Here is a 24,288-nt window from a genome sequence, read left to right on the forward strand (position 1 = left end):
GGTCTCCCTTATGGCCGGCCGACGCGCAGGCGCGGGTCGATGAAGAAGTAAAGGATGTCGACGATGAAATTGATCGTCACGAACAGGAACGCCGTCAGCATCAGGTAGGCGGACATGATGGGAATATCGACGTTCTGCACGGCCTGCAGGAACATCAGCCCCATACCTGGCCACTGAAAGACAGTCTCCGTGATGGTCGCGAAGGCGATGATCGCACCAAGCTGCAGCCCGGTGATGGTGATAACCGGAACCAGCGTGTTCTTCAGGGCGTGCCGGAAGTTCACCAGCCGGTCCGGCAGGCCGCGGGCCCGGGCAAACTTGATGTAGTCGGTCCGGATGACCTCAAGCATCTCCGCGCGGATCAGGCGCATGATCAGCGTCATCTGATAGAGACCGAGGGTGATCGAGGGCAGGATCAGCGCCTTCAATCCGGAAATCGTCAGAAAGCCGGTCGTCCACCAGGAGCCGATCTGCACGGTCTCACCCCGTCCAAAGCTGGGTAGCCATTGCAGCGTGACGGAAAACAGGAAGATCAGCAGGATGCCGATAAAGAACGTCGGCAGCGAAATGCCGATCAGCGAGACCGACAGGAACATCTTGGAAATGGGCGATTCCCGGTTGAGCCCGGCATAGATGCCCATGGGAATGCCGACAACCAGTGCAAACACGGCCGAAGCGAAACTGAGTTCCAAGGTCGCGGGTATGCGCTTGGCGAAGAGCTCGGACACCGGCTGGCGGAACTGATAGGACGTGCCGAAGTCGAACTGCGCGGCCTTGGTGATGAAGCGGAAGAACTGGACGGGCACCGGGTCGTTCAGGCCAAGGCGCTCACGCAGGGCTTCCCGGTCCTCGATCGAGGTTTCAATGCCGACCATCTGGTTGATGGGATCGCCGACAAAGCGGAACATTGTGAACGCGAGGAGAGCGACCACCAGCATGACAATCATCGCCTGCACGATGCGGCGCGTTGCAAATCCAATCATTTCGGCTCTTTGAATGCTTTCGTCATGAAAATACGCCCCCGGCGGTTGCCGGGAGCGTCAATTGCGGTGTCTCAGGATCAGTTCTTGGTCACAAAACGGAACTGGAACTGGTTGTCGGCGCGCTGGACGAGGTCCAGCTTGTCGGAAACACCCCAAGCCAGGCTCTGCTGGTGCAGCGGGATGTAATAGGCGTTTTCGTGGCTGATGCGGAACGCTTCGGCGATCAGGTTGTCACGCTTTTCCGGATCGATCTCGACCAGAATTTCGTCGCTCAGCTGGTCGATCTTCTCGTCGCAGAAGCCGCCGTTGTTGAACGGCGAACCCTTGCCGGATTCATCGCGGCAGTTCATCAGGTTGTCCAGAACGTTCCAGCTGTCAAAAGAACCGGGGGTCCAGCCGAGCAGATAGAACGATGTGTCGAAACCGCCGGACGCCAGGATCTTGGCGAAGTATTTGGCCTTCGGCTGGGCGTTGAGGTCCACCTTCACGCCGATGCGGGCCAGCATGGATGCAACGGCCTGGCAGATCGCCTCGTCGTTGACATAGCGGTCGTTCGGGCAGTCCATGCCGATGGAAAATCCGTCCGCATAGCCGGCTTCGGCCAGCAGCGCCTTGGCGGCTTCCGGGTCATAGGGGTAACGCTCGAACTCGTCCGACTTGGAGAAGAGCAGCGGAGAGATCATGAGGGCAGACGGAGTAGACAGGTCCCGCATGACCTTCTTCTTGATGCCTTCGATATCGATCGCCTGGTAGAATGCCTTGCGCACGCGGGCATCCTTCAGCGGGTTCTTGCCCTTCACGTCGGAATAGAGCAGCTCGTCGCGCATCTGGTCCATGCCCAGGAAGATCGTGCGCAATTCCGGACCGGTCAGCGCCTTGGTTCCCGCATTGTCGTTGATGCGTTTGATGTCCTGCACCGGGATCGGATAGACCATGTCCATCTCGCCGGACAGAAGCGCGGCAACGCGCGTTGCATCCGAACCGATCGGTGTGAATTCCACCGTATCGAGATTGTGCTTGGCTTCATCCCACCAGCCGTCGAATTTTTCATAGACGGTCTTCACGCCGGCTTCGTGGCTGGCGATCTTGAATGGCCCGGTTCCATTGGCGTGCAAGGCGGCATAATTCGCGGAGGTGTCGGAGGCGGAGGTGACTTTCACCGCGTCGTTCTCCGTCGTCCACTCCTTGTCCATGATGTAGAACGTATCCCACTCGTAATGCAGGATCGGGTTCGGACCGGTCAGAACGAAATCGACCGTGTAGTCGTCGACAATCTCGACCTTGGCATCGGCCGGAACGCGCGTGGTCAGATCGGAGCCTTCAGAGCGGACACGATCAACGGAAAAGGCAACGTCCTCGGCGGTGAAGTCGTTGCCGTTGTGGAACTTTACGCCCTTGCGCAGGTGGAAACGCCAGCGATTCGGTTCGACGATTTCCCAGCTCTCGGCCAGGGCCGGCTCGATTGCCAGATCTGCGCCGCGGCGGGTCAGGCCCTCATAGGTGTTGCCGAGCGACGACAGGGTGAAAGTCTCGTTGAGACTGTACGGGTCAAGCGCGTTCAGCGCACCCTGAAAGGCAAATTTCAGTGTTTCTGCCTGAACAGCAGACCCCGTTCCCGCCGCAAGCATCGCTGCGGCGATGAAAACTGTTCTCTTGTTCATAATCCCCTCGTTTTCCGGTTTCGGCATTTTTCGTGACGCATCCCTGCCAGGACCACGCGCCAACGTTGTCTAAAACAACTATGACACTGTAAACTTCTGTGTTCAAACCTGTTTAGCTGTCAAATTGCGACATTCTATCAATCAGTTTGTCCAGGAAGGCGGCGCAGCGGTCGAGTTCGGACAGGGCAATAAATTCGTCCGGCTGATGGGCCTGATCGATGGATCCGGGGCCGCAGACCACGGTGGAAAGACCGTGGTCCTGGAAGATCCCGCCCTCGGTGGCATAGACCACGACGTTGCGGCTGTTGTCGCCTGTCAGGCGTCTTGCGGTCGTCTCCGCCAGTCCGTCCGGTTCTTCGGAAAGCCCGGGCACATAGGCCAGTTCACTCACCTCGACGCGGCAGTCGGGCGAGATGGCCTGCATGCCAGGCAAGACTTCATTTTCGATAAAGGCCCTGTAGGCCGCGACCCAGTCTTGCGCGCGTTCGCCGGGCAGCAGTCGAATGTCGGTCACGAATTCGCAGTGCTGGGCGGTGATGTTATGCGCCTGTCCACCGGAAATGGTGCCGCAATGCAAGGTGGTGTAAGGCGGGTCGAAGGGGCTGTCCGGATCAGCCTTCGCCCGGTTTTCCGCAGTTCTGGCATCCAGCCATCCGATCAGCCTGGCGGCGACCGAAATCGCAGACACACCCCGGTGCAGCTGGCTGGAATGGACCGGGTGTCCCTCGATGCGCGTTTTCAGCACCGTGATGCCCTTGTGGCCGGTGACGACCTTCATGCTGGTCGGTTCCCCCACGATCACGAGCGAAGGGCGTGGTCCATTGGCCAGCATTTCAGGGATAAGCACCCTGACCCCGTCACAGCCGGTTTCCTCGTCATAGGAGAGGGCAATGTGGATCGGGCGTCTGAGAGGCGCGTTGAGGAAGTTCGGCACCTTGGCCAGCACCGTCGCCGCAAAGCCCTTCATGTCCGCCGCGCCGCGCCCGTAAAGGCGGCCGTTTTCCACCCAGGCGCAAAACGGGTCGCGCGACCAGCTCTGGCCGGCGACCGGAACCACATCGGTGTGGGCGGACAGCACTGTCCCGCCATCCACGTCCGGGCCGATACGGGCATAAAGGGCGGCCTTCTGGCCGGTTTCGTCCAGTGCCCGCCCGCACGCGACGCCCCATTGGCCGAGATAATCTTCAACGAAGGCGATGAGGTCGAGGTTGCTTTGATCCGAAACGGTGTTGAAGGAGATCAGTTTCTCCAGCATTTCCCGCGGCGTATAGGTCCGGCTCACGTGGTCTCCAGTGTCGGGTTTCAACGGAGGAATTGTTTCAGGCGGAAACGGCATCGCCCAGGTGAAGACCATCTAAGCTTTTCACCGCGAGGATTTGCAAGGGGATTTCCTTGCCGCGAACCTTGATTTCGGCCTCTTCCGCATCGTCAATTCGTGCGCCTGCCGCATCAACCACTTCCTTGGAAACGACAAGGAAACTGCCGTGATTCTTGTTTTCGGTTTCCAGTCGGCTGGCGGTGTTAACCACATCGCCAAGCGCGGTCAGGCTGTCGCGCTTGCCCTGTGCGCCGGCAGCACCGATCCGGCCAAGGATAGCCGACCCGAGATGCAGGCCGATGCCGAGGCGAATCGGATCCCGGAACTGCGGACCTTTTTCCTTGTCGAGCGTCTTCATCACCATTTCGATGCGGCGACAGGCGGCAAGCGCCTGCCGGGCACCGATTTCCACGCTGCTTTCCATGCCGAAGATGGCCATGATGCCATCGCCGATGAACTTGTCGACATAGCCGCCCTCGTCGCCGATCGCGGTGGAGGCCTGGTCCAGATAGCTGTTGAGCAGGTAAACGACGTCATAGGCGAGCTGGCTTTCGGTAATGCCGGTGAAGTTGCGCAGATCCACGAACATGACCACCACATCCTGCTCGACACCCCAATAATAGGCGTCTTTCAGGTGCTCACTGAGAATGGCGCTCGCCTTTACCGGCACCAGTGGCTGCACTTCCACATTGTTTTCCGGCCGCACCTGGCAGGCTAGGCGAATGTTCTTGCCCGCACCGATCCGTGTCAGCACGGCGGATTCGGCAGGCCCGGGTTTCGGCAGGCTTTCGCCGCCGGAAATCATCTTCACGCGGCAGGTGGAGCATCTGGCACGACCGCCGCAGACCGATGCAACCGGTACGTCGTTCATGCGACTGATTTCCAGAAGGGTTGCCCCCGGATGCGCCTTCACCGTCAGTCCACCCGGATAGACAACGGTGAGGCTGCGCGCTTTCAGCCCAAGCAGATACCGGATCAAAATTGCCAGGAGACTGACGGCAATGAAGCCGAACACCACCGCACGGAACTGGACGACGACGTCGCTTGCCCACAACTGCTGCTCCGGGGTGATCCGGAGGGTGACCTCCCGGCTGAGGGCGAGCCTGCGCGCCCCTTCGATCCAGCCCCAGATCGCCAGAACCGGCATGGCGAATGCGAAACCCGCCGCCAGCGGTTTAAGCCGCTGATACACCGGATAAAGACGCAGGAAAAAATGCAGGCCGATCATGGCATGCGTCCACACCACCAGCAGCAGAATCGACTGGTTGACTGCCGCATTCGGCCAAAGCAGCGTGAGCATCTGCTCGTAGACCGGCAGAAAGCCGAACTCCTTGGCGACGCCCATGGTCGTGGTGACATGCGGGATCAAAAGCCACGGAATGTAGAGACCGAGGGCAAGCTGCAGAAACTCCCAGCGGGAGATCTTCAGCGTCCGGCGCTTGCTTGTCCGCCACAGGGCCAGCAGCACGTGGGTCAGCGCGGCCAGGATCAGAACAGTCTCTCCGAGCGGGCTTCGCCAGACCCAGTAGTGCCAGATCGAAGCCTGGTCCATGGCCTCAAAGGAAATGATGCCGAGCGCGTGGTTTGAAAAATGGCTGAGGCAGAAGGTGAACAGGATCAGGCCGCTCCACAGCCGGAGCCGCTGACGCCAGTTGCCTCGTCCAACCATGACATCGCCGGATCTCTTGACCGTTTTCAGAGCCGGCCCGGCTCTTTCAGAAGATTTGGCGGCCGTCTCGGGCGGTTGGGGCCGGACTGTGCCGGGAGCCTCTTCCTGCATTAATTTTCTGTCTCCGGTCTTGCTGCACCGGTTTGTTGCCGGTCCGCCCTTTCAGGTGCCACTTCAAGCGCGGGCGGAAGCTGAGGTCAAGAAGACAAAAGGAAAATGCGGTGAACTGCCCGTGAAGGTGTTTGCAACGTGGAAAACTCCCGATCGGAAAGCCCTTGCGATGTTGTTTTTCTCAAATTTCCGGGTTTTCTCCCACTGCGGCCTTGCATCCCCGGCTCCAGTCGGCACATTCCGGGCCAAACAACCAGTAACCAGTAACCGGGAAGAGGCGATGAAGGTCTACGGCATCAAGAATTGCGACACCGTCAAGAAGGCGAGGAAGTTTCTGGAAGAGGCCGGAGTGCCTTATGAGTTCCACGACTACAAGAAGGATGGTGTCGATGCCGACAGGCTGGCCGGCTTCGTCGGCGAATTCGGCTGGGAAACGATCCTGAACAAACGCGGCACCACGTGGCGGCGTCTCGACGAGGCGACCCAGGACAGTGTCGTCGACGCCAAAAGCGCACTGGATGTGATGATCGAGAACCCGTCGGTGATCAAACGACCGATCGTCGCGGGCGAAACCAAGAACTTCGTTGGCTTCGACCCTGTTGCCTGGGAAATGGCCCTGGAGCTGGGCGAACTGAAATAACGCACACCTTCTTTGCGGGTGAGCGGGCCCCGCCACATGCCGGGGCCAGTTTTTGCCGAGCCAGTGTTAATCAGGGTCAGTTCCTACCAGGTCCGGCGCGGACCGGTGTCGATGTGATAGTGGCCGGAAGAATAGTGCTTGTATCCGCCCACTTCCGGCTGCGCCTTCAAAAAGGCGATGACCGACGACGGGTTGCCGCGGACGGAGAAATCGACCGCGCGGCAGTTGAGATGGTAGGAATCCTTTGCGCCGCCCTTCCACCAGTTTTCAAGCCACCAGCGCTTGGTGGAGCTGACGGTCACCTTGCCATACCTGGCCGCGACCCGGTTCAGCACCTTTTTCAATTTGCGCGGGACGCACCACGAGCTGTCGTTATAGTCGATTGAATTGTGGGATGCCGTCATCCAGCCCATGCCGGTAACGCCGGCGACGGTTCCGCAGCCGGCAAGTGTGGCGGTCAATCCTAGGAATACGATCCAGGCGATGAGGCGCTGACGCATGACGGGCAGCCTTTGGTTACTTAATTACAATCTCGTCCCCCGCGCGCAGGCTGATTGAATTTTATTAAAATTCTAATGAAAAACATGGTTAATGCTGCGGCGAAACAAATGTTTCAGAAGATGTTATTTTCTGATACAAATGCGCCAGCCTGGTCCGGGCACAGCCGTCATTCGCCGGAAAATCTGCCATGTCTCATGTCTTCCCCCGCCACACCAAAGCCGATCTTCCCGTCGCAGTAACCGGCGACGGGTGCTACATTCTCGACCGGTCCGGAAAGAGTTATTTCGACGGGTCCGGCGGAGCCGCGGTCTCCTGTCTCGGCCACAGTGACCCGGATGTGACCGCCGCCATCAAGGCTCAGGTCGACAGGATCGCCTTTGCCCACACCGGTTTCTTCACCAGCGAACCGGCCGAGGAGCTGGCGGATCTCCTGATCGAAAAGGCGCCCGGCAATCTGGACCGTGTCTATTTCGTCTCAGGCGGTTCGGAAGCCATGGAAGCGGCGCTGAAGCTGGCGCGGCAGTATTTTCTGGAAAAGGGCGAAGTGTCCCGGCACAGGGTGATCGCCCGCAGGCAGAGTTATCACGGCAATACGCTGGGCGCGCTGGCGGCGGGCGGCAACCAGTGGCGGCGGGAACCTTTCGCGCCGCTGATGATCGACACCACCCACATCGCCCCCTGCTACGAGTACCGGAACCGCCACGAGGGGGAAACCGCCTTCGACTACGGCCAACGGGTCGCCAACGAACTGGAAGCGGAGATCCTGCGGCTCGGGCCGGAAAACGTCATGGCCTTCGTCGCCGAACCGGTTGTCGGCGCGACGGCGGGCGCCTTGCCGCCTGTCGAGGGCTATTTCAAGCGGATCCGCGAGATCTGCGACAGCTACGGCGTGCTTCTGATCCTGGATGAGGTGATGTGCGGCATGGGCCGCACCGGAACGCTATTCGCCTGCGAGCAGGATGGCGTCGCCCCGGATATTCTCTGCATCGCGAAAGGCCTCGGCGCCGGCTATCAACCAGTTGGCGCCATGTTGTGTACCGCCGCCATTTATGAAGCCATCGAGACCGGCTCGGGCTTTTTTCAGCACGGCCACACCTACATCGGTCATCCTGTCGCCTGTGCCGCGGCGCTGGCCGTGTTCAAAAAGCTGACCGGCGGCGTCGCCGACCGGGTGATGCCGATGGGCGAAAAACTTGACGCTGCCCTCACCGATGCCTTTGGTCAGCATCCCCACGTCGGCGACATTCGCGGGCGCGGGCTTTTCCGGGGCATCGAACTGGTGGAAGACCGGGCGTCCAAGGTCCCGTTCGACCCCAAGAGGGGCATCAGCAAGGCCCTCAAGAAAGCGGCCTTCGAGGCAGGGCTCATCTGTTACCCGATGGGCGGGACAATCGATGGGGTGCAGGGCGACCACATTCTGCTGGCGCCGCCGTTCATTCTGGAAGACCGCCACATCGGCGAGATCACCGACAAGCTCGCTCAAGCCTTCAAGGCGGTCTTCTGACCATGGCCGCCCACTTCGTTCCTCCGCCGCTGCCATTGATCATGGCGGCCCCCAACGGCGCACGCCGGACCAAATCCGACCACCCTTCCCTGCCGATGACCATCAGTGAGACGGTCGCGGCGGCAAAGGCCTGTTTCCAAGCCGGCGCCGGCGCACTGCATGCCCATGTGCGTGACACAGCCGGTGCCCATGTGCTCGATGCAGGGCTTTATCGGGAGCTCTTGTCGGAAATGCGTGTTGCGGTGCCGCAAATGCAGGTTCAAATCACGACAGAAGCTGTTGGAAAATACACCCCGGAACAGCAACGCGAACTGGTATATAACGTCCAGCCGGCATTGGTCTCCGTCGCGGTTCGGGAAATGGTTCCCGATGGCGGCGAGGATCAGGCAAGGGCTTTTTACGAATGGGCTTTTAGCCATGAATGTGCGGTCCAGCACATCGTCTACAGCGCAGACGATCTGGACCGGTTTTTCAATCTGGTGGCAGCCGGCACCCTGACAGGGGACAGTCATCAGCTGCTGTTCGTTCTGGGGCGCTACGCGGCCGGCCAGGAAAGTGCACCGGAAGATCTGGTGCCGTTTCTGGACAAGCTCGCGGAACGCGGCAGCAGGCAGGGGCTGGACTGGGCGGTCTGCGCCTTCGGGCACCGGGAGACGGACTGTCTGGTTGAGGCGGTCCGGCGAGGCGGCAAGACCAGGATCGGGTTTGAGAACGGCCTGTGGAACAGGTCTGGAGAACGCGCGAAAGACAATGCCGACCGGGTCAGCGATCTGGTATCGGCCCTGAAGGAACACAGTCTGATGCCTGCCTGACCGTTCGGGCCGGCATTCGGCACGAACCAAAATCAGCGGGCTGCGGCCCTCAAGGTTGGAGACTGGAATACTATGGCGGATAGCCTTTACGTTCTGACGCTGTCCTGCGCGGACAAGCCTGGCATTGTGGCGGCGGTCACGACGGAACTGGCGGATTTCGGCGCCAATATTGCCGAAAGCGACCAGTTCTGGGACCGGGTGACCAACCAGTTCTTCCTGCGCATTGCCATGCTGGCTCCCGAAGGTGTGACCCTGGAAAGTGTCCAGAAGGCGCTCGACCCGGTCATCAGCCGCTTCGACATGAAGGCGAAACTGGTCGACACGGCCAAGCGGCCGAAGGTCATCGTCATGGTGTCCAAGTTCGACCATGCCATGTTGCACCTTCTCTACCAGATCCGGGTTGGCTGGATGGATGCCGAAGTTGTGGCAATCGTTTCCAACCACACCGACAGCCAGCGCACGGCCGAGCATGAGGGCATTGCCTATCATCACTGGCCGGTGAACAAGGAAAACAAGGCCGAGCAGGAAGAAAAGCTGCTGAAACTGGTCAAGGAAACCGGAGCCGATCTGGTGGTGCTGGCCCGTTACATGCAGGTCCTGTCCGACAATCTCTCCAAGCGGCTTTTCGGCAAGATCATCAACATCCACCACTCCTTCCTGCCGAGCTTCAAGGGTGCAAAGCCCTATCACCAGGCGCACACTCGCGGCGTCAAGATGATCGGTGCCACCGCTCACTATGTGACGCCGGATCTCGATGAAGGCCCGATCATCGAGCAGGACGCCGAACGCGTCAGCCATGCGCTTTCCGCCGACGACTTCGTCGCCCGCGGCCGCGACATCGAATCCCGCGTCCTCGCCCGTGCCGTAAAATATCACCTGGAAAACCGGGTCATGATCGTCGGCAACAAGACGATCGTGTTCACGCCCTAGCATGAGTTTTGCCGCCGGGACCTTTCGCGTAAATGCCTGGGTCCCGGAATGTGCAGCATGCCTACACCTCAACAGACGTCTTCCATTTCTCGAGAAGGTAGTTGGCAACGATGCAGGTCAGAGTGCCAAAAAACTGAGGCCTGATCAGCTGCGGGGTGTAGCTTCGGCGATTTGGATTGTTGGGCCAACGCAATTGATTGCACTTCTACTACTTAATGGCGATATCGGCCCGATTGTCCCTATTTTGCAGTCTTTTCGGCAAGGTGTAATTTCCTGTAAGTATCTGATTAAAATCAGTTAATGTAAATTTTAGTGTCGTTACGAGATGCGTATCTAGGGTTGAATTTAAACTTCAAAGCAGCAAGTCACATGTATATAAGCTTCTCGACATACAGAAGCTGACGACAAGATATGACCAAACGCGTTTTTGTAAAAAAGGGAATTGCTGAGCTTGAGAAGCTCTTTGATCAGCAGAAAAATGACAGCCGATTTTTGGACGATTTGGTTGGTGAACTGGAATTTCGAAAAACGCAACGCGCTCTGAAGTTAAAGCAGACCGCAATACGGCAGAAGCGTTCTTTGGAAGGTAGAACCATTGAACCGGAAGCGGAGCCACGCCTCCCTATTGATGAGCCGAAGCCGAATAAACAATTCACCGCTGCGGCTAAGCCGAAGCCAACACCGTCGAAAGTGATTTCTTCAAAGCCAGCGCCTATTCCGGTAGAGCGAGCAGCACCAGCCCCAACCGAAATCACCAACGACACAGCCCAGATTTTGCGAGCTTGGACAGCGATGGAGGTTTTGTCTCCCGCCAGTTTTGATAAGCCGGAAAAGCTTGCGGGGGGAAGCAAGTGGGATGTTGCATGGCTCGAAAACGGTTTGCCTTGGGAGACAGGGCAGAATATCGGTAAGAAGAATTACCGTCTTTATTACCAGATCATCCTCGGCACAATTGACCTCGAAAGCGCGGTCAGCTCGTTGCTATCTGTCTATACGGATTCTCGTATCGAGCGACCGCCCGCAAAGGGAGAAGCTGTCCTTGCTTCCGTGATAGTGGATAAGGATGGGCGTCCAGTAGATGAAGACGGGCTTGCCCTTTCGAGTTTTGGGTGGGGCGTTCCCATCGCGCTTTCAGGGAATCTCAACGGACTTGGTGCCTGGACCAGCGCGGAAAAGAGTCTTCTGGAAAAACTGAATGATCTTTTGGTTGTCGAAGACGAAGATCGCAATGTCCTCCCGCTCAATTTGGAGGGCATCGAAGAGGCGTATGAGTGGTTGTTGGAGGCAACAGGTCTCGATAGGCGACTGACCAAAGCACCGACATTCGCAATCCGGCAATTTCAGTACTATACGAATTCGGAAGCGCCGGAGTCGGTTCTCCTAAACTCGTTCTTCCTAGGCGATTTGGCGCTGGCTACAGGTCTTGCGCAACAAGATAAGCTTACGTCCAATCTGTCTCTCTATCTCGGAGATTCGAGACCGACGGAACGCCGAAACCTCTTACGTGAAACCGACGCAATTCAGGACGCTCTCGAGCCGAAAAAGTTTCCCAAAGGTGCATGGCCGGGCGATGGACGATATCCATTGGTTACGCTGCAGCAATGCGCGGTCAATCTTGCCTCTCATGACCTTAAGCAAGAAGGTATTCTTGCGGTCAACGGTCCGCCGGGCACCGGGAAAACCACGCTATTGCGGGATGTGATCGCTTCCATCGTGACGGACCGGGCGCGGGTTATGGCGTCCTATCGCGATCCCGAAACAGCCTTCACTCACTCGGGACAGAAGCTGAAAAAAGGACAAGCGTTCGTCCATCTCTATCGGTTGGACGATAAACTGCGCGGCTCCGAAATTGTCGTTGCCTCGTCCAATAACAAGGCTGTCGAGAATGTCAGCGCCGAATTGCCCGGCATTGAGGCTGTAGCAAAAGACGCTGACGACCTTCGCTATTTCAAAACGGTTTCAGATCAGCTTTTGCAGAAGGAAAGTTGGGGCGCTATCGCAGCGGTGTTGGGCAATGCGGGTAACCGCGCACAGTTCCGGAAAATGTTTTGGTGGGATGAAGATCATGGGCTTCATACCTACCTCAAGCATGCATCGGGCAGCGGAAAACTCGTGTCCGAAGGGCAAGGCGAAGACAGAACACAAAGACCTCCTATTATTGTCGATCGGGAAGATGCCCCTGAAGATCACGACCAGGCTCTCCGGCGATGGCGAAAAGCTGTGGCGAAGTTCAAAGAACTCGACAAAGCGGTCGAACAGGAGATTGCGGAGTATCAAGCCGCCCACGAGTTAGCAGCGGATATTGGACGTGAAAAGGCTGTGGTCGAACTGCTCCTTGAGGAGATTGAAAACAAAGCAGAAGAACGAGAAACAGCATCCGCGAGCCTTAAACTAGCCAATGATATCTGTATTCGCTGCCAATCCGAGGTCGAGGCAGCACGCGCAAAGTTGGATGAAAGGCTTGCGGTAAAACCTGGTTTCCTCAAAAGGTTGTTTGATCGCGCCAATTACAGAATTTGGCGCGCGGCGTATGATGAAGCCGGCGATCAGTTTGAACTGGCCACAAGCAATAACAGTCAGGCGGTAAACCAACACCGCGAGGCAGAAGCTGCCCTTGTCACCATTCAGGAATTCATAAGGAGTGGCGAGAATACCATTGCCCAAAAACGGCAACACATTGATCAAACGACAAATGAGTATCATCAGCTGATCAATGAGCTTGGGGGTACGCCCATCGACGATGATTTTTTCGATCAGTCATCGAAAGAGCGACAAACAGCTGCGCCTTGGTTCAGCGAAAAACTATCACGACTGCGTCAGGACCTCTTCCAACAGGCAATGGCTGTTCACAAGGCGTTTGTTGACGCTGCCGCAAAACCGATCAGGCACAACTTGAATATCCTGCTCGACGGATTCGGAACAAGATCTTTGGGCTCTGCTGAGAAAGACGCGTTAATTCCGCATATGTGGTCAACACTTTTTCTCGTCGTTCCAGCGGTTTCGACGACTTTCGCATCTGTCTCGCGCATGTTTGGGCGACTTCACCCGAATGAGCTGGGCTGGCTTCTGATTGACGAAGCCGGGCAAGCATTACCGCAAGCAGCGGTCGGGGCAATCATGCGGACAAAGCGTGCTATTGTCGTTGGAGACCCTATCCAGATCGAACCTGTTGTAATGTTGCCGGAGTCTTTAACTGAAGCGATATGCAAACAGTTTGGGATCGATCCGTTGATTTACAACGCGCCGCAAGCGTCTGCTCAAACGATGGCTGACAGCGCGACCTCATATTTTGCGACCTTCGAAGCACAGTTCGGTACACGCGAAGTTGGTGTGCCGCTTCTTGTTCATCGGCGCTGCGCCAACCCGATGTTCAGTATTTCCAATCACATAGCCTATGAAGACCAGATGGTTCCGGCGAAAGCCGAGAAGCAGTCGAATATCAAGTCTTCTCTTGGCTCGCCGCGATGGATTGATGTTCGCGGAGATGCACAAGAAAAATGGTGCCCGCAAGAAGGACTGGAAGTTCTGAAACTGCTGCAGGCGATGAGGCAAAGCCGATGCAGGGCGGATGTTTACATCGTTACGCCATTCGTCGTTGTACAGAATCGTATGCGCGAACTGCTCCGCCGGGAAAGAATAATGGAAGGCTGGGTCGATGAACCAGGTCGTTGGATTAACGAACGAATTGGGACAGTCCACACAGTTCAAGGTCGTGAGGCCGAAGCTGTGATTATGATCCTCGGAGCTCCTCGAGCCGATCAGCGAGGTGCGCGTGGCTGGGCTGGCGGGCGCCCAAATCTGCTCAATGTGGCGGTGACCCGAGCCAAGGAGACGCTCTACATTGTCGGAAATCGTGAGTTATGGCGGGAAGCCGGGCACTTCAAAACACTTGATGCATACCTGAATTGAGGTGCTGCCATAGGGTCAAGCGCTGCTGTTTATGTATCAGACTTAGGAAATTGAGATGATTCCGTTTCCCGCGAAATATTACTAACACCGATCAAAAGAGATACGAATAACACCCGTTGGCGTCATAGTTGCATCCGATCTAGGTGTTGAATTCAGACTGTCACAGCCACTGGCGCTGCGACGGGCATGCCGTCGTTTTTCAGTTCCGCATGAACCCAGTCGCGGAACAGCCGGATCTTGCGGCTGGAGCGCAAGGCCGGTGGGTAGCTCAGATACCAGCTTTCGTTGTTCGCCCGGCAAGTCAGCTCAAAGGGCTGGATCAGTTGGCCGCTCTCAAGGGCCGTTCTGCAGAAATAAGGGGTCAGGATGGCAACGCCCTGGCCTGCGATGGCCCGGTTGGCCTCAAGCGCCTGTGACCCCATGCGCGAGCTCGGATGGCCGCTCAGATCGACATTCGGCAGTCCGGCTGCCTCGAACCACATCTGCCACCAGGGGTCCTGCGGATCGACCAGCGGCAATTTCAGGAGGTCTTCGGGCTTGCTGATGCCGCCAATTGTTTCCGCAAGCTTCGGGCTCAGCATCGGCGTGAAGTCTGCGCGCACGATTTCATGGGCCGGCCAGGTTTTTGGCGGTGCCTTGCAGGCGGAAATCACGATGTCGGATTCGTTGAAATCCGGCTCCGCATTCGGACCATAGGGCACGATGCGCACGCCCACATCCGGGTTCTTCATCTGGAATTCGAACAGGCGGTAGGCCAGCCAGTTGACGGCAAACGTGGTGTTGCTGGACACGACAAGCTGGCTGGCGTTCTTTTCGGAAATATCCTCGAAGGCGCTGCGAAGCGAGGAAAACGCATCGACCACCCGCGTTGCCAATTGTGCGCCGGAATCGGTCAGCTCGATCTTGCGGGCCTTGCGCGTGAACAGCTGAAAGCCGAGGCGGTCTTCCAGAACCTTGATCTGATAGCTGACGGCCGCCTGGGTCATGCCCAGCTCGTCCCCGGCCTTGGTGAAACTCAGGTGCCGGCTTGCAGCTTCGAAAGCCCGGATCGCGGACAGCGGTGGCAAATGCGATGACATGCATAAATCTCCCTTATGCATGTCTATTGAGATTTCGTTGGTAAGACAAGCCGGATCCGTCGATATGTAGCTCACTTAAATCAGGAGTTTCCGACGTGTTCAGGCGCTTTCAAATGAAATCAGGCTGTGTGAATCATCAACATGACTTGGGCTTTTCATTCAAAACCATGATCGGTTCCCTGTTCACACGGGCAGCGATGCCGCGCCGCAAACGTCTCAACGCGGCTGATCTGCCGGATGATCTGCGCCGGGATATTGGCTTTGGCTCAGACCGGCATGAATCGTCTTTCGAAGCGCGCTGGCAGAGGGAGTTGAAGGACCTGCAGCGCTAGTTGAATTTCGATACCTGACGTGTTTCCGGCTGCGGTCTCCCCTGTTGCCGGTCGCGGGCAGATCCGGTGGACGTCTGTTGCCGGATCTGCCTCCTCTCCCGCGCTGTATTCTGTCAGCCGAGTTTCCTGAGGGCGGGAAGAAGGGTCTCATAATCCAGCGTGCCGCCGGTGAAATGGCGCATCAGCAAGGCACCCATCAAAAGGCAAAGGGCGCTGTCGGCTGCCTCGCCCCCCACAAGGCCTTCCACGTGCCGTCGAAGATGGTCATTGGCCAGTTGCATGGCCGGATCGTCGGCGATCTCCGTGGCGGTTTTTCCGCGCAGATAGTCAAACAGAAGCGACATTTCGCTGGCAAATCCCGGTTCCAGGCTCCTGGCGAAATCGATCAGGGCGGTGCCTGGGTCTTGTGGCGTCGGGCCCTGTAAAGCCGGGCCCGTGTCGCCCCCTGCCGTCATTTCCGTCATCACCGTTTCCGTGCAGGCCAGGAACAGGCTCTTCTTGGTCGGAAAGTAATGGTAGAGCGCGCTTTTCGACAGGCCGAGGGCTTCGGCAACCTGTCGCATTCCCAGACCCGAATATCCCCGTTCGGAAAAAAGCGGCGCGGCCTTCCGGGCAAGTTCAAGCCTGTAGGCTTCGTGGTCGATCTGTTTCGGCATTATTTCGTCCAGTTGGTCGATAAACACATTGACCAGTTGGCGAGGCAGCGTCTAGATTTCTTTTTCGTCCAGTCGGTCGAAAAAGAAGCTGCGGTTTGAAGGCACCGGTCCCGGCATGGGGGCAAAGGAGAAGTCATGGCACAGCCCGGAGGCGTCAGCCGCCAGCACGATACGTCGCTCGGTCAGAAATTTGTCTTCGCGGCTCTTCATCTGACCAGCGTTCTAGTCAGCCTCTGGCTGCTTCTGGGCGGTGGAATTGAGTTGGTCGCCTCCTGGTTCGGCCAGAAGGTGGTTGTGTCCGATCCGCAGCGCGGATTGCTTCTGCTTGCCTGCACCCTGCTCTACTTCGCTCGCCACCTGCTGACGTTGTTCTATCTGCTCGCCCGGAAGGTGGCGTTTTCTGAAGTGTTCGGACTGGGCGCTTTCATCGCTTTCCTCGAAATCGGCTTTCTCGTGCTCGGCAGCGGCGCTCTCCGGCAGACGGTGGTTCCGTTATCCCTTCTGGACGGGGCGGCGCTAGTGATGGTGTTGACTGGATCATTTCTCAACAGTTGGTCGGAATTGCAGCGCAAATGGTGGAAGCGTGACCCGGCAAACCGCGGCCAGTGCTACACCGGCGGCCTGTTCGCTTATTCCATGCACATCAACTATTTCGGCGATACGGTGCTGTTCACCGGCTGGGCTCTGCTGACCCACAGCCTTGTGGCGCTTTCGGCGCCCGCGTTCATGGCCGTCTCTTTCATCACCTTTCATATCCCGGCGCTCGATGCCTATCTTTCGCGGAAATATGGCGCGCAATTCGATGCCTACGCGGCGCGGACACGCAAGTTCATTCCTTTCGTTTATTAGACGAAACTCTGCCGCCGCCCTCTTCCGGCGTCATATAAGCAGCGCCCATACCGTTGCCACGAGCATGGCAATTGCCATGGAAACCGTGATGACCCGCATTTCGGGGCCATCCCCGATCAGGGCAAGAATGGAGACGCCGGCCAGGGCCCAGAGGGAATGGAATACCATCCCGCCAAGTGTGAAGCCCGCCACCAGGATCATTGCGTTTTCGTGGATGCCAAGCCCGTTGCCGGCCAGAAAGGTTGAAAAGGCGACGAGGTTCATCGCCCAGGTTTTCGGGCTGAGCGGGTGTATCAGCAGCCCTTCCCAAAAACTGGGCAGGGCAACTTCGCCTTTCGGTTTGACGCTGAGGCAGATGATCCGCCACGCAAGATAAGTCATATAGGCCATGCTCAGCACCTTGAAGACGGTCACCACCAACCCGCCACCTGCCATCACATGACCAAGGCCATAGGCAACACTCAGCTTGAGCGGCAGGGAGCCGATCTGCGAGGCGACAATCACGGGAAAGGCAGTGCGGTAGCCGGCAGACGCGCCGATGGCCAGAAAGGTCAGATTGCCCGGACCGGGCGTGCCGGTCATCACGATGACGAAGACCGCGAAGGCAAGAAACGTCGCGTAATCCATGGGTATCTCCAGACAAAGCATCGAGTGAATCGATACAATCGATACAAAATAGCGGAGATACTAATTGTCTTGAGCTATTGTATCAGTCAATGATAACATTGTTCTCATGACAATGTGGATTCCGAACATTGAAGCGGCCTCCGGTCCGATCTATCTGGCGATTGCTGATGCACTGGAAGCCGATATCAAGGCGGGTGCGCTTGCCCAGGGAGACAGGTTGCCGCCGCAGCGCGAGCTCGCCTATCAGCTTGGCGTGACCCTCGGCACCATCACGCGGGCCTATGGCGAAGCGGAGCGGCGCAGGCTGGTGAAGGGGGAAACCGGGCGGGGCACCTATATTGCGTCCGAAACCCAGAAGGTTTCACCTCTCATTCCAAAGGAAGACGAGCCGGAAACCTGCGACCTGGCACGCAATTTCGCCTATCCGCATCTCAACCCCAGTCTGTCTGACGGGCTGACGCGGATGGCGCATACCGTGGGGATCGACCGGCTGAACGGTTTCGTGCCCTCGGAAGGCCTCAAGGCCCATCGCGAAACCGGTGCGCTCGTGTTCAAGGACTATGGTCTGGAAGCCGACCCGGACAGGGTGGCGGTGACCTGCGGCGCGCAGCACGGAATTCAGGTCACTTGTCAGGCCCTGTTCCGCCAGGGCGACGCGGTTGCCGTCGACCGGTTCACCTATCCCTCGATCTTCAGTTCCTTCGCCAGCATCGGCCTGAAGCCGGTGCCCCTGCCCGCGCTGACGCGCGCCGACGGCGGTTTCGGCGCCATGGATCCTGCGGCCCTTGCCCAGGCCGCCAAGACGCATGGTGTCAAAGGCGTCTTTCTGATGCCGAACATGCAGAACCCGACCACCCACACCATGTCCGTCGAAGAGCGGCAGGATCTGGTCGCGGTGGCCCGACAATACGGCCTCAAGATCGTCGAGGACGATCCCTATACGCCCTTTCTGCCCGAGGCCCTGCCCGCCTTCGGCGCACTGGCGCCCGAGCGCACGGCCTCCATCGCCAGTATCTCCAAGGTCTGCTCGCCCGGCAGCCGGATTGGCTTCGTGCATGTGCCCGGACCTTTCGGCGACAGCATCCGTAACAAGATCGGCGAAAGCACCTGGATGGCTTCCCCCATCACCGCGGAATTGATCGCCGGCTGGGTGCGCGAGGGGCATCTCTTCAAGACCCTGCGTTTGAAACGCAAGGCAAACCGCACGCGATTTCTGGCGGCCCGTGAGCTGCTTGCCCCACATTTCCTGCAAAGCGACGTCAACAAGGTGTTCGGATGGCTGCGTTTGCCGGACACCGTGGATCCCGACGCCCTGCAGAACGCACTTGGACATCAGGGCATCTCCGTGCTGTCGTCCCGATATTTCCAGGCGAAGGACTATCGGCCCGCGCCGTATCTGCGTCTGACCTTTGGATCCGAACAATCCGACGACCGGTTCCGTTGGGCTCTGGAGCGCATCAGATCGACCATTGGCCAATTGGCCGAATTGCCCGATCTGATACGCCCGGTAGGGTAAAGCCTTGCGGCAATGGGCGATTTCGCCGGAAAACCGACAGTCTTTGACAAGGCGGCAGATCCAACCGATAAGCTGCGCGCAATCAGGGACCGGCCGTTGCAGGAAGCGCCGCCCGCGACGAGGTGACATGGCATTCTGGCCCAAAATCAGAAAACCCAAGGCGCAGCAGCGGGTCTGCAATCCCGATGCCAGTCCCTATGCTGTGTTTGACAGGGTTGGCCTGAGCGCCGGCAGCACGCCTATTCTGGAAGATCTGACCTTGCAGCTTGCAGAGCACCGGATCGGGATCATCGGCCTGAACGGATCGGGAAAGAGTTCCTTCGTGCGCCTGCTGAACGGTTTGCGTGCGCCGACGAGCGGCAATCTCACCCTTTTTGGAGTACCCTCCGACGAGGCGGAACTGGAATTGCCGCGCCATGTCGGCTTCGTGTTTCAGAACCCGGATCACCAGGCCATTTTCCCGACCGTTGAAGAAGAGATCGCCTTTGGCCTTACCCAGCTTGGGACCGGCAAGGAAGAAAGCCGCCGCCGAGCGCGTGCGTTCCTTGCCTTGCATGGTTGTGAGGGTCTGGCCGGCAAGCCCATAACTGAGCTTTCCGGCGGGCAAAAGCAGCTCATCTGCATCCTGGCGGTTCTGGTAATGGAACCACGCCTTCTGGTGCTGGATGAACCCATGTCCAGCCTCGATGCCCTGACGACGGCTCGTATCCGTCAGAAGATCCTCTCGCTGCCGCAGAAGATCGTTCTGGTGAGCCATGACTTTGGCCAGTTTGACGGATTTGACAGACTGCTCTGGCTGGAGGATGGGCGCTTGCGCATGGATGGCACGCCCGATGCCGTGCGTGCCGCCTTTCAGGAGGACGTCCTTTCGCGGCAGGGCATGGACGTGGAGGTTACCGAGCTATGATGTCGGTCTATCTCCAGGGCAATAGCTGGGCTCACCGCCTGCCTGCGGGCCTGAAGCTGCTGGCAGTCGCTCTCGCCAGTCTGCTGTTGCTGCAGTACACGTCGTTCTGGGTCCTGGTGCCGGCTCTTGCAGCCGTTCTCTCATGTTATGCCTCCCTTGGACGCGACGGCCTGGCGCAGCTGAAGCTTCTGCGGGCAATGTCGTATCTGCTTGCCGCGCTTTTGGTGCTGCACTGGCTTTCCGGCAGTCTTCTGGAAGGCGTCACGATCATTCTGCGGCTCGCGATCATGATCCTGGCTGCCAATTTCGTTTCGGTGACCACCCGCATGGACGATATGCTGACCGCCGTTCAGCCGCTGTTCAAACCGCTCGAGATTTTCGGGTTTTCTCCCCGCACAGCGGCGCTGAGCGTTGCGCTGGTGCTGCGGTTTGCGCCCTATATGCTTGTTGTCTTCGCTCAGCTTCGCGAAGCCTGGCAGGCGCGAACCGGCACACGCAATTCGTGGCGTCTGCTGGCGCCTTTCGCCATTCAGTCCTTGAGCATGTCGGACCATGTTGCCGAAGCACTCAAGGCGCGCGGCGGGTCGCAAGGCCTGTCAAGATGACCGAAAAGAAGCCGGTGACGACTGGCTTTCGGCGGAAAACTGGGCTATCCCGCCCACAGATGACGATTTCCACCCCTCTAGGGATCTCTTCGGTCCGAGGGTGAGTGGCCGTCCCGTTGTTCTTGAGAAGAAGGTCGAATTCATCATGGCTGACAGATCGCTTGTGCATGTTGCTTTCTATGCCGCGCTGATCGCGGCCCTGGGGCTCGTTCCGCCGGTTGCGCTTGCGTTCCTTGGCGGCGTGCCGATCACGGCGCAGACCCTTGGTGTCATGCTGGCCGGCGTCATGCTTGGCCCGATCCGGGGCGCACTTGCCGTGCTGTTGTTCCTGTTTCTCGTCGCACTCGGTTTGCCGTTCCTGTCCGGAGGGCGCGGGGGCCTGGGCGTCTTCATGGGCCCCTCCGTCGGTTTCCTGATCGGCTGGCCGGTCGGAGCGCTTGTGGCCGGCTGGATCATGCGGTCGACCCGAGAGCTGAACATCCTGCTCGCTGCCGCCATCTCCGCTGCGGTTGGGGGCATTCTGGTGGTCTATGCCATCGGCATTCCGGGCGTTGCCATCATGGCCGGTCTGTCCCTGCCGAAAGCAGCGCTCGGCAGTGCCGTTTTCATTCCCGGAGATCTGCTCAAGGTAGCGCTGACGGCAATCATCGTTCAGACCGTCGCGCGCGGTCTGCCGAGCGCCGTTCTGTCTCGGTCGTAATCGAAAATACCGAGCGAACCGCCTCATGGCTTTTGTCGGCGACAGTCTCGGCCGGTTTGCCAGTCAAAAAGCGTCTGCGCCCGCACTGACATGCGGTGCGCATTCGTTTTCCTGGCAGAACCTGGCTGAGCGTGTTGCCCAAATTGAGAACGCGCTTTCAACGCGTTCCCGCCGCGGCGGATACGTGGTTTTGCGGCTCCGGGATCCGGCGTCGCTGATCGTCTGTTTCCTGGCCTGCGCCCGCATCGGCCGCATTGCCACGATCATGGATCCGGATTGGCCTGCAGCACAGGCTGCAACGGTTCTTGAGGCGATTGCACCGGATCTCGTCATCGATGATGAAGTCTTTCCGGCCCTGCGTGCAGGCGGCCCCGCCCCCTCGGCGGCGCTGATTGCGCCGGAAACGCCGCCGGATGAAGACGATCTTTTTTACGCAGGCTTCACGTCCGGTTCCAGCGGTGTTCCCAAGGGCTATGTACGGTCCCATGGGTCGTGGCTCGAAAGCTTCAGACTGTCTGCTCGGGCCTTTGGCATCTCGGATCAAAGCCGCGTCGTCGTGCCGGGTCAACTCACCCATTCGCTTCATCTTTATGGCGCGGTCTGCGGACTTGCCTGCGGCCAGCATGTTGTGCTCATGCCCCGTTTCGATCCGCGCGTGGTGTTGAGAGACCTTGGCAGCGCTGCTGAGGGTTCGGTTCTTTATGCAACGCCGACGCAGTTGCACTTCCTGGCGGAAAAGGCCCGGCGGAGCGGGGCCGTTGCGGCGGTAAAGCAGGTTCTTGCCAGCGGCGCCAAATGGAGCGAAGCGGACCGGCAGACCCTGAGGTCGGTTTTTCCCCAAGCGCATCTTTTCGAATTTTACGGGGCTTCGGAAACCAGCTTCATCACGCTAGCCTCGCTTGAAGACGATATCCCCCCAGGCTCGGTCGGAAGGGCTGCATACGGGGTTGAAATCGCGATCGGGGATCCGGCGGACCCTGTCAGCCCGGGCCGTGCAGGCGTCATCTGGGTGCGGAGCGGGCTGCTGTTTTCGCACTATATCTGTGGCACTGCGCCGGAAACGCTCTGGCAGGACGGCTGGCTCACCGTTGGCGATCACGGTTTTCTCGATGAGCAGGGGTTCCTGTTTCTGACTGGCCGGGAAAACCGCATGGTGATCACCGCCGGTCTGAACGTCTACCCGGAAGAGGTTGAGGCCGTACTGGCCGAGCATCCGTCTGTCGCGCTGGCCGTCGTCGCGGGGTTGCCCGACCGTGTGCGCGGTCACCGGCTGGAGGCGGTGGTTGAACTGAAAGCGCCGTTGGCTGACGCAAAACAGATATTGCTGCGCCATTGCCGTGGCCGGCTCATAGCTGGCAAGGTGCCGAAGCACATTCACATCCGGGCAAAGTTGCCGCTGACGCCGGGGGGCAAGCCGGATATTCAGAAAGTCGTGGCCGATTTGGCGAAAGAAGGAGGCAGCGGGTGAAACACGGATGCAAGGCAGTGATTGCAGCAGCGCGGCGCACGGCGGTCTGCCCGCGCGGCGGAGCACTTGCCAAGTTGCAGGCCGATGAGCTTGCCGCACCTGTTCTCGCGCAGCTTATTGTCGATGCCGGTATTGAACCGGGTGAGGTCGATTTCGTCTTTCTGGGCAACGCCCTTTACGGTGGCGGCAATCCGGCCCGTCTCGCGGCGCTTCGGGCGGGGCTGTCGCAAACAGTTCCCGCACTGACCATAGACACGCAATGCTGCTCAGGCCTCGATGCGATCCTCATGGGGGCACGCATGATCGAAGCCGGTGCGGCCGAGATCGTTCTGGCGGGGGGGATGGAGAGCTTCAGCCGGTCACCGATCCGGATGACCAGACCTGCCGACAGGGCAGAGCCGCCCGTCGCCTATGACCGGCCCGCCTTCGCACCCGAATCTTTCGATGACCCGGATCTTGCGGAAGCAGCTGCCAGGCTTGCCGCGGAAACCGATACGACGAAAGAGGCTCAGGCCGCCTATGCCGTCGCTTCCCACGACAAGGCAATGGCGGCGCTGGCACATTTTCGGGAGCGTCTGGTCAATGCCGGTGGCAGTTTGCCAGAGAAGGACAGCTTCACGCGAAACCTCTCGCTGAAAACGGCCTTGAGGGCGCCGGTTCTGGTCGGCTCAGAGGAAACCGGGCTCAGCGCGGCGACAATTGCCTGCGAGGCAGACGGAGCGGCCGCCGTGCTTCTGATGTCCGACGACGTCTTTCGCCAGCGCTTTGATCAGCCAGCAGACGGGCGCCGGAAAGCCGGCCTGAAAATTCTGACAGGCCATAGCATAGGGGGAAGCCCGGCCGATCCGGCCCTGGTTCCGATAGAAGTGGCGAAGGCCATGTTTTCCGAGCTTGGCAAGACTGCGAACGACCTGGCTGCGACGGAGCTCATGGAAGCCTTTGCGGTTCAGGCAATGGTGACTACCGAGAGGCTGAACCTTGCATCCGAAGATTTGAACCGGCTGGGTGGGGCTCTTTCAAGAGGCCACCCGATCGGCGCATCGGGCGCTATTCTGGCTGTTCACCTGTTCGATCTGCTGGCAGGCGAGGAAGCCCCTGCGGAAGGTGCCCGAAACCTGGGCATGGCGCTCATTGCAGCAGCCGGCGGACTGGGCTCAGGCATGCTGGTTTCACCGTCTGTGTAGAAAGGTGGATAAGTACTAACTATCTGAAAAAACGTTCTTTTCCCGTCATCTTGAAAGTTTTTTCGCTTTTTTTGATTTTTTTCGAAAACGGTTGTTGACGGGTTTGGGTGAGGTGCGTATAACCCGGTTCATCGACGGCGGCAACGTCGCTGGCGACAGGGTTTTGTGACCTTAATTCCAGAAAATTGGTCCAGGTGGCCGAGCTTGATGGTTCGGCGAGTGGGTTGTTTTTGTTGAGTTTTGGTTACGGCTTGAGAGGTTTTGAAGCCTCTGTTCTTTGACAATTTGATTATTGAAGGAAGGGAAGCGTAGGCGGCGTTGGCCTTG

General features: G+C 58.6%; 22 protein-coding genes. 13 read left to right on the forward strand and 9 right to left on the reverse strand.

Annotated features, from left to right (window positions below):
- Nucleotides 1–8: 8 nt before the first annotated feature.
- The 4 genes from V1T76_RS14770 to V1T76_RS14785 all read right to left on the reverse strand — a co-directional run bounded on the left by V1T76_RS14770 (nt 9) and on the right by V1T76_RS14785 (nt 5,631).
- Nucleotides 9–983 (reverse strand): ABC transporter permease, encoded by a 975-nt coding sequence (locus V1T76_RS14770; RefSeq protein ID WP_330561414.1) that lies wholly within the window; start codon nt 981–983, stop codon nt 9–11.
- A 77-nt stretch (nt 984–1,060) separates the two neighbouring features.
- Nucleotides 1,061–2,644: an ABC transporter substrate-binding protein gene (locus V1T76_RS14775; RefSeq protein WP_330561415.1), complete on the reverse strand. Its 1,584-nt coding sequence runs from the start codon at nt 2,642–2,644 to the stop codon at nt 1,061–1,063.
- A 112-nt stretch (nt 2,645–2,756) separates the two neighbouring features.
- The gene (gene argE, locus V1T76_RS14780; protein ID WP_330561416.1) at nt 2,757–3,926 is read right to left on the reverse strand and encodes an acetylornithine deacetylase; all 1,170 of its coding nucleotides are present in this window, start codon (nt 3,924–3,926) and stop codon (nt 2,757–2,759) included.
- 37 nt (nt 3,927–3,963) lie between these two features.
- Nucleotides 3,964–5,631: an adenylate/guanylate cyclase domain-containing protein gene (locus V1T76_RS14785; protein WP_330561417.1), complete on the reverse strand. Its 1,668-nt coding sequence runs from the start codon at nt 5,629–5,631 to the stop codon at nt 3,964–3,966.
- Nucleotides 5,632–6,022: 391 nt separating this feature from the next.
- On the opposite strand from V1T76_RS14785, the gene V1T76_RS14790 reads away from it, so the two are divergent.
- Complete coding sequence (locus V1T76_RS14790) at nt 6,023–6,382, forward strand: ArsC family reductase (RefSeq protein WP_006937020.1); 360 nt, start codon at nt 6,023–6,025, stop codon at nt 6,380–6,382.
- Nucleotides 6,383–6,465: 83 nt separating this feature from the next.
- Here V1T76_RS14790 and V1T76_RS14795 read toward each other — a convergent pair whose 3' ends face one another.
- Nucleotides 6,466–6,882, reverse strand: a complete 417-nt coding sequence (locus tag V1T76_RS14795; RefSeq protein ID WP_330561418.1) for a YcbK family protein — start codon at nt 6,880–6,882, stop codon at nt 6,466–6,468.
- Nucleotides 6,883–7,070: 188 nt separating this feature from the next.
- Between V1T76_RS14795 and V1T76_RS14800 the strand changes: the two genes are divergently transcribed.
- The 4 genes from V1T76_RS14800 to V1T76_RS14815 all read left to right on the forward strand — a co-directional run bounded on the left by V1T76_RS14800 (nt 7,071) and on the right by V1T76_RS14815 (nt 14,038).
- Nucleotides 7,071–8,387: an aspartate aminotransferase family protein gene (locus tag V1T76_RS14800; protein WP_330561419.1), complete on the forward strand. Its 1,317-nt coding sequence runs from the start codon at nt 7,071–7,073 to the stop codon at nt 8,385–8,387.
- Nucleotides 8,388–8,389: 2 nt separating this feature from the next.
- A complete protein-coding gene (locus V1T76_RS14805) occupies nt 8,390–9,199 on the forward strand; it encodes a 3-keto-5-aminohexanoate cleavage protein (protein WP_330561420.1) in 810 nt (269 codons plus the stop codon).
- 72 nt (nt 9,200–9,271) lie between these two features.
- On the forward strand, nt 9,272–10,129 hold the full coding sequence (gene purU / locus V1T76_RS14810) for a formyltetrahydrofolate deformylase (protein WP_006937026.1): 858 nt from the start codon (nt 9,272–9,274) through the stop codon (nt 10,127–10,129).
- Between the two features lie 411 nt (nt 10,130–10,540).
- Nucleotides 10,541–14,038 (forward strand): AAA domain-containing protein, encoded by a 3,498-nt coding sequence (locus V1T76_RS14815; protein ID WP_330561421.1) that lies wholly within the window; start codon nt 10,541–10,543, stop codon nt 14,036–14,038.
- Nucleotides 14,039–14,190: 152 nt separating this feature from the next.
- Here the strand turns inward: V1T76_RS14815 and V1T76_RS14820 are convergent, their stop codons facing one another.
- A complete protein-coding gene (locus tag V1T76_RS14820; RefSeq protein ID WP_330561422.1) occupies nt 14,191–15,117 on the reverse strand; it encodes a LysR family transcriptional regulator in 927 nt (308 codons plus the stop codon).
- Nucleotides 15,118–15,212: 95 nt separating this feature from the next.
- Between V1T76_RS14820 and V1T76_RS14825 the strand changes: the two genes are divergently transcribed.
- Nucleotides 15,213–15,449 carry a hypothetical protein gene (locus tag V1T76_RS14825; protein ID WP_330561423.1) on the forward strand — a complete coding sequence of 79 codons (237 nt, stop codon included), beginning with the start codon at nt 15,213–15,215 and terminating at the stop codon, nt 15,447–15,449.
- A gap of 113 nt (nt 15,450–15,562) precedes the next feature.
- On the opposite strand, the gene V1T76_RS14830 is transcribed toward V1T76_RS14825, so the two are convergent.
- A complete protein-coding gene (locus tag V1T76_RS14830; protein ID WP_330561424.1) occupies nt 15,563–16,105 on the reverse strand; it encodes a TetR/AcrR family transcriptional regulator in 543 nt (180 codons plus the stop codon).
- A 135-nt stretch (nt 16,106–16,240) separates the two neighbouring features.
- Between V1T76_RS14830 and V1T76_RS14835 the strand changes: the two genes are divergently transcribed.
- Nucleotides 16,241–16,954 (forward strand): methyltransferase family protein, encoded by a 714-nt coding sequence (locus V1T76_RS14835; protein ID WP_330561425.1) that lies wholly within the window; start codon nt 16,241–16,243, stop codon nt 16,952–16,954.
- A gap of 30 nt (nt 16,955–16,984) precedes the next feature.
- On the opposite strand, the gene V1T76_RS14840 is transcribed toward V1T76_RS14835, so the two are convergent.
- Nucleotides 16,985–17,581, reverse strand: coding sequence for a LysE family translocator (locus V1T76_RS14840; RefSeq protein WP_330561426.1), 597 nt, complete (start codon nt 17,579–17,581; stop codon nt 16,985–16,987).
- A 106-nt stretch (nt 17,582–17,687) separates the two neighbouring features.
- Between V1T76_RS14840 and V1T76_RS14845 the strand changes: the two genes are divergently transcribed.
- The 6 genes from V1T76_RS14845 (at nt 17,688) to V1T76_RS14870 (ending at nt 23,961) form a co-directional block, all read left to right on the forward strand.
- Nucleotides 17,688–19,097, forward strand: a complete 1,410-nt coding sequence (locus tag V1T76_RS14845; protein WP_330561427.1) for an aminotransferase-like domain-containing protein — start codon at nt 17,688–17,690, stop codon at nt 19,095–19,097.
- Between the two features lie 127 nt (nt 19,098–19,224).
- On the forward strand, nt 19,225–20,004 hold the full coding sequence (locus tag V1T76_RS14850) for an energy-coupling factor ABC transporter ATP-binding protein (protein WP_330561428.1): 780 nt from the start codon (nt 19,225–19,227) through the stop codon (nt 20,002–20,004).
- Nucleotides 20,001–20,609 (forward strand): energy-coupling factor transporter transmembrane component T family protein, encoded by a 609-nt coding sequence (locus V1T76_RS14855; protein WP_330561429.1) that lies wholly within the window; start codon nt 20,001–20,003, stop codon nt 20,607–20,609. The genes V1T76_RS14850 and V1T76_RS14855 overlap by 4 nt, the downstream gene beginning before the upstream one ends.
- A gap of 145 nt (nt 20,610–20,754) precedes the next feature.
- Nucleotides 20,755–21,309: a biotin transporter BioY gene (locus V1T76_RS14860; RefSeq protein ID WP_330561430.1), complete on the forward strand. Its 555-nt coding sequence runs from the start codon at nt 20,755–20,757 to the stop codon at nt 21,307–21,309.
- Between the two features lie 25 nt (nt 21,310–21,334).
- Entirely contained in the window at nt 21,335–22,777 is a 1,443-nt protein-coding gene (locus tag V1T76_RS14865) for an AMP-binding protein (protein ID WP_330561431.1), read from the forward strand.
- Nucleotides 22,774–23,961, forward strand: coding sequence for a thiolase family protein (locus tag V1T76_RS14870; RefSeq protein WP_330561432.1), 1,188 nt, complete (start codon nt 22,774–22,776; stop codon nt 23,959–23,961). Before V1T76_RS14865 ends, V1T76_RS14870 begins: the two co-directional genes overlap by 4 nt.
- Nucleotides 23,962–24,089: 128 nt before the next feature.
- Here the strand turns inward: V1T76_RS14870 and V1T76_RS14875 are convergent.
- Nucleotides 24,090–24,288: hypothetical protein (locus tag V1T76_RS14875; protein ID WP_330561433.1), on the reverse strand; the 199-nt coding region annotated here is incomplete at its 5' end.

Source organism: Roseibium sp. FZY0029, assembly GCF_036350355.1.
Taxonomy (GTDB): domain Bacteria; phylum Pseudomonadota; class Alphaproteobacteria; order Rhizobiales; family Stappiaceae; genus Roseibium.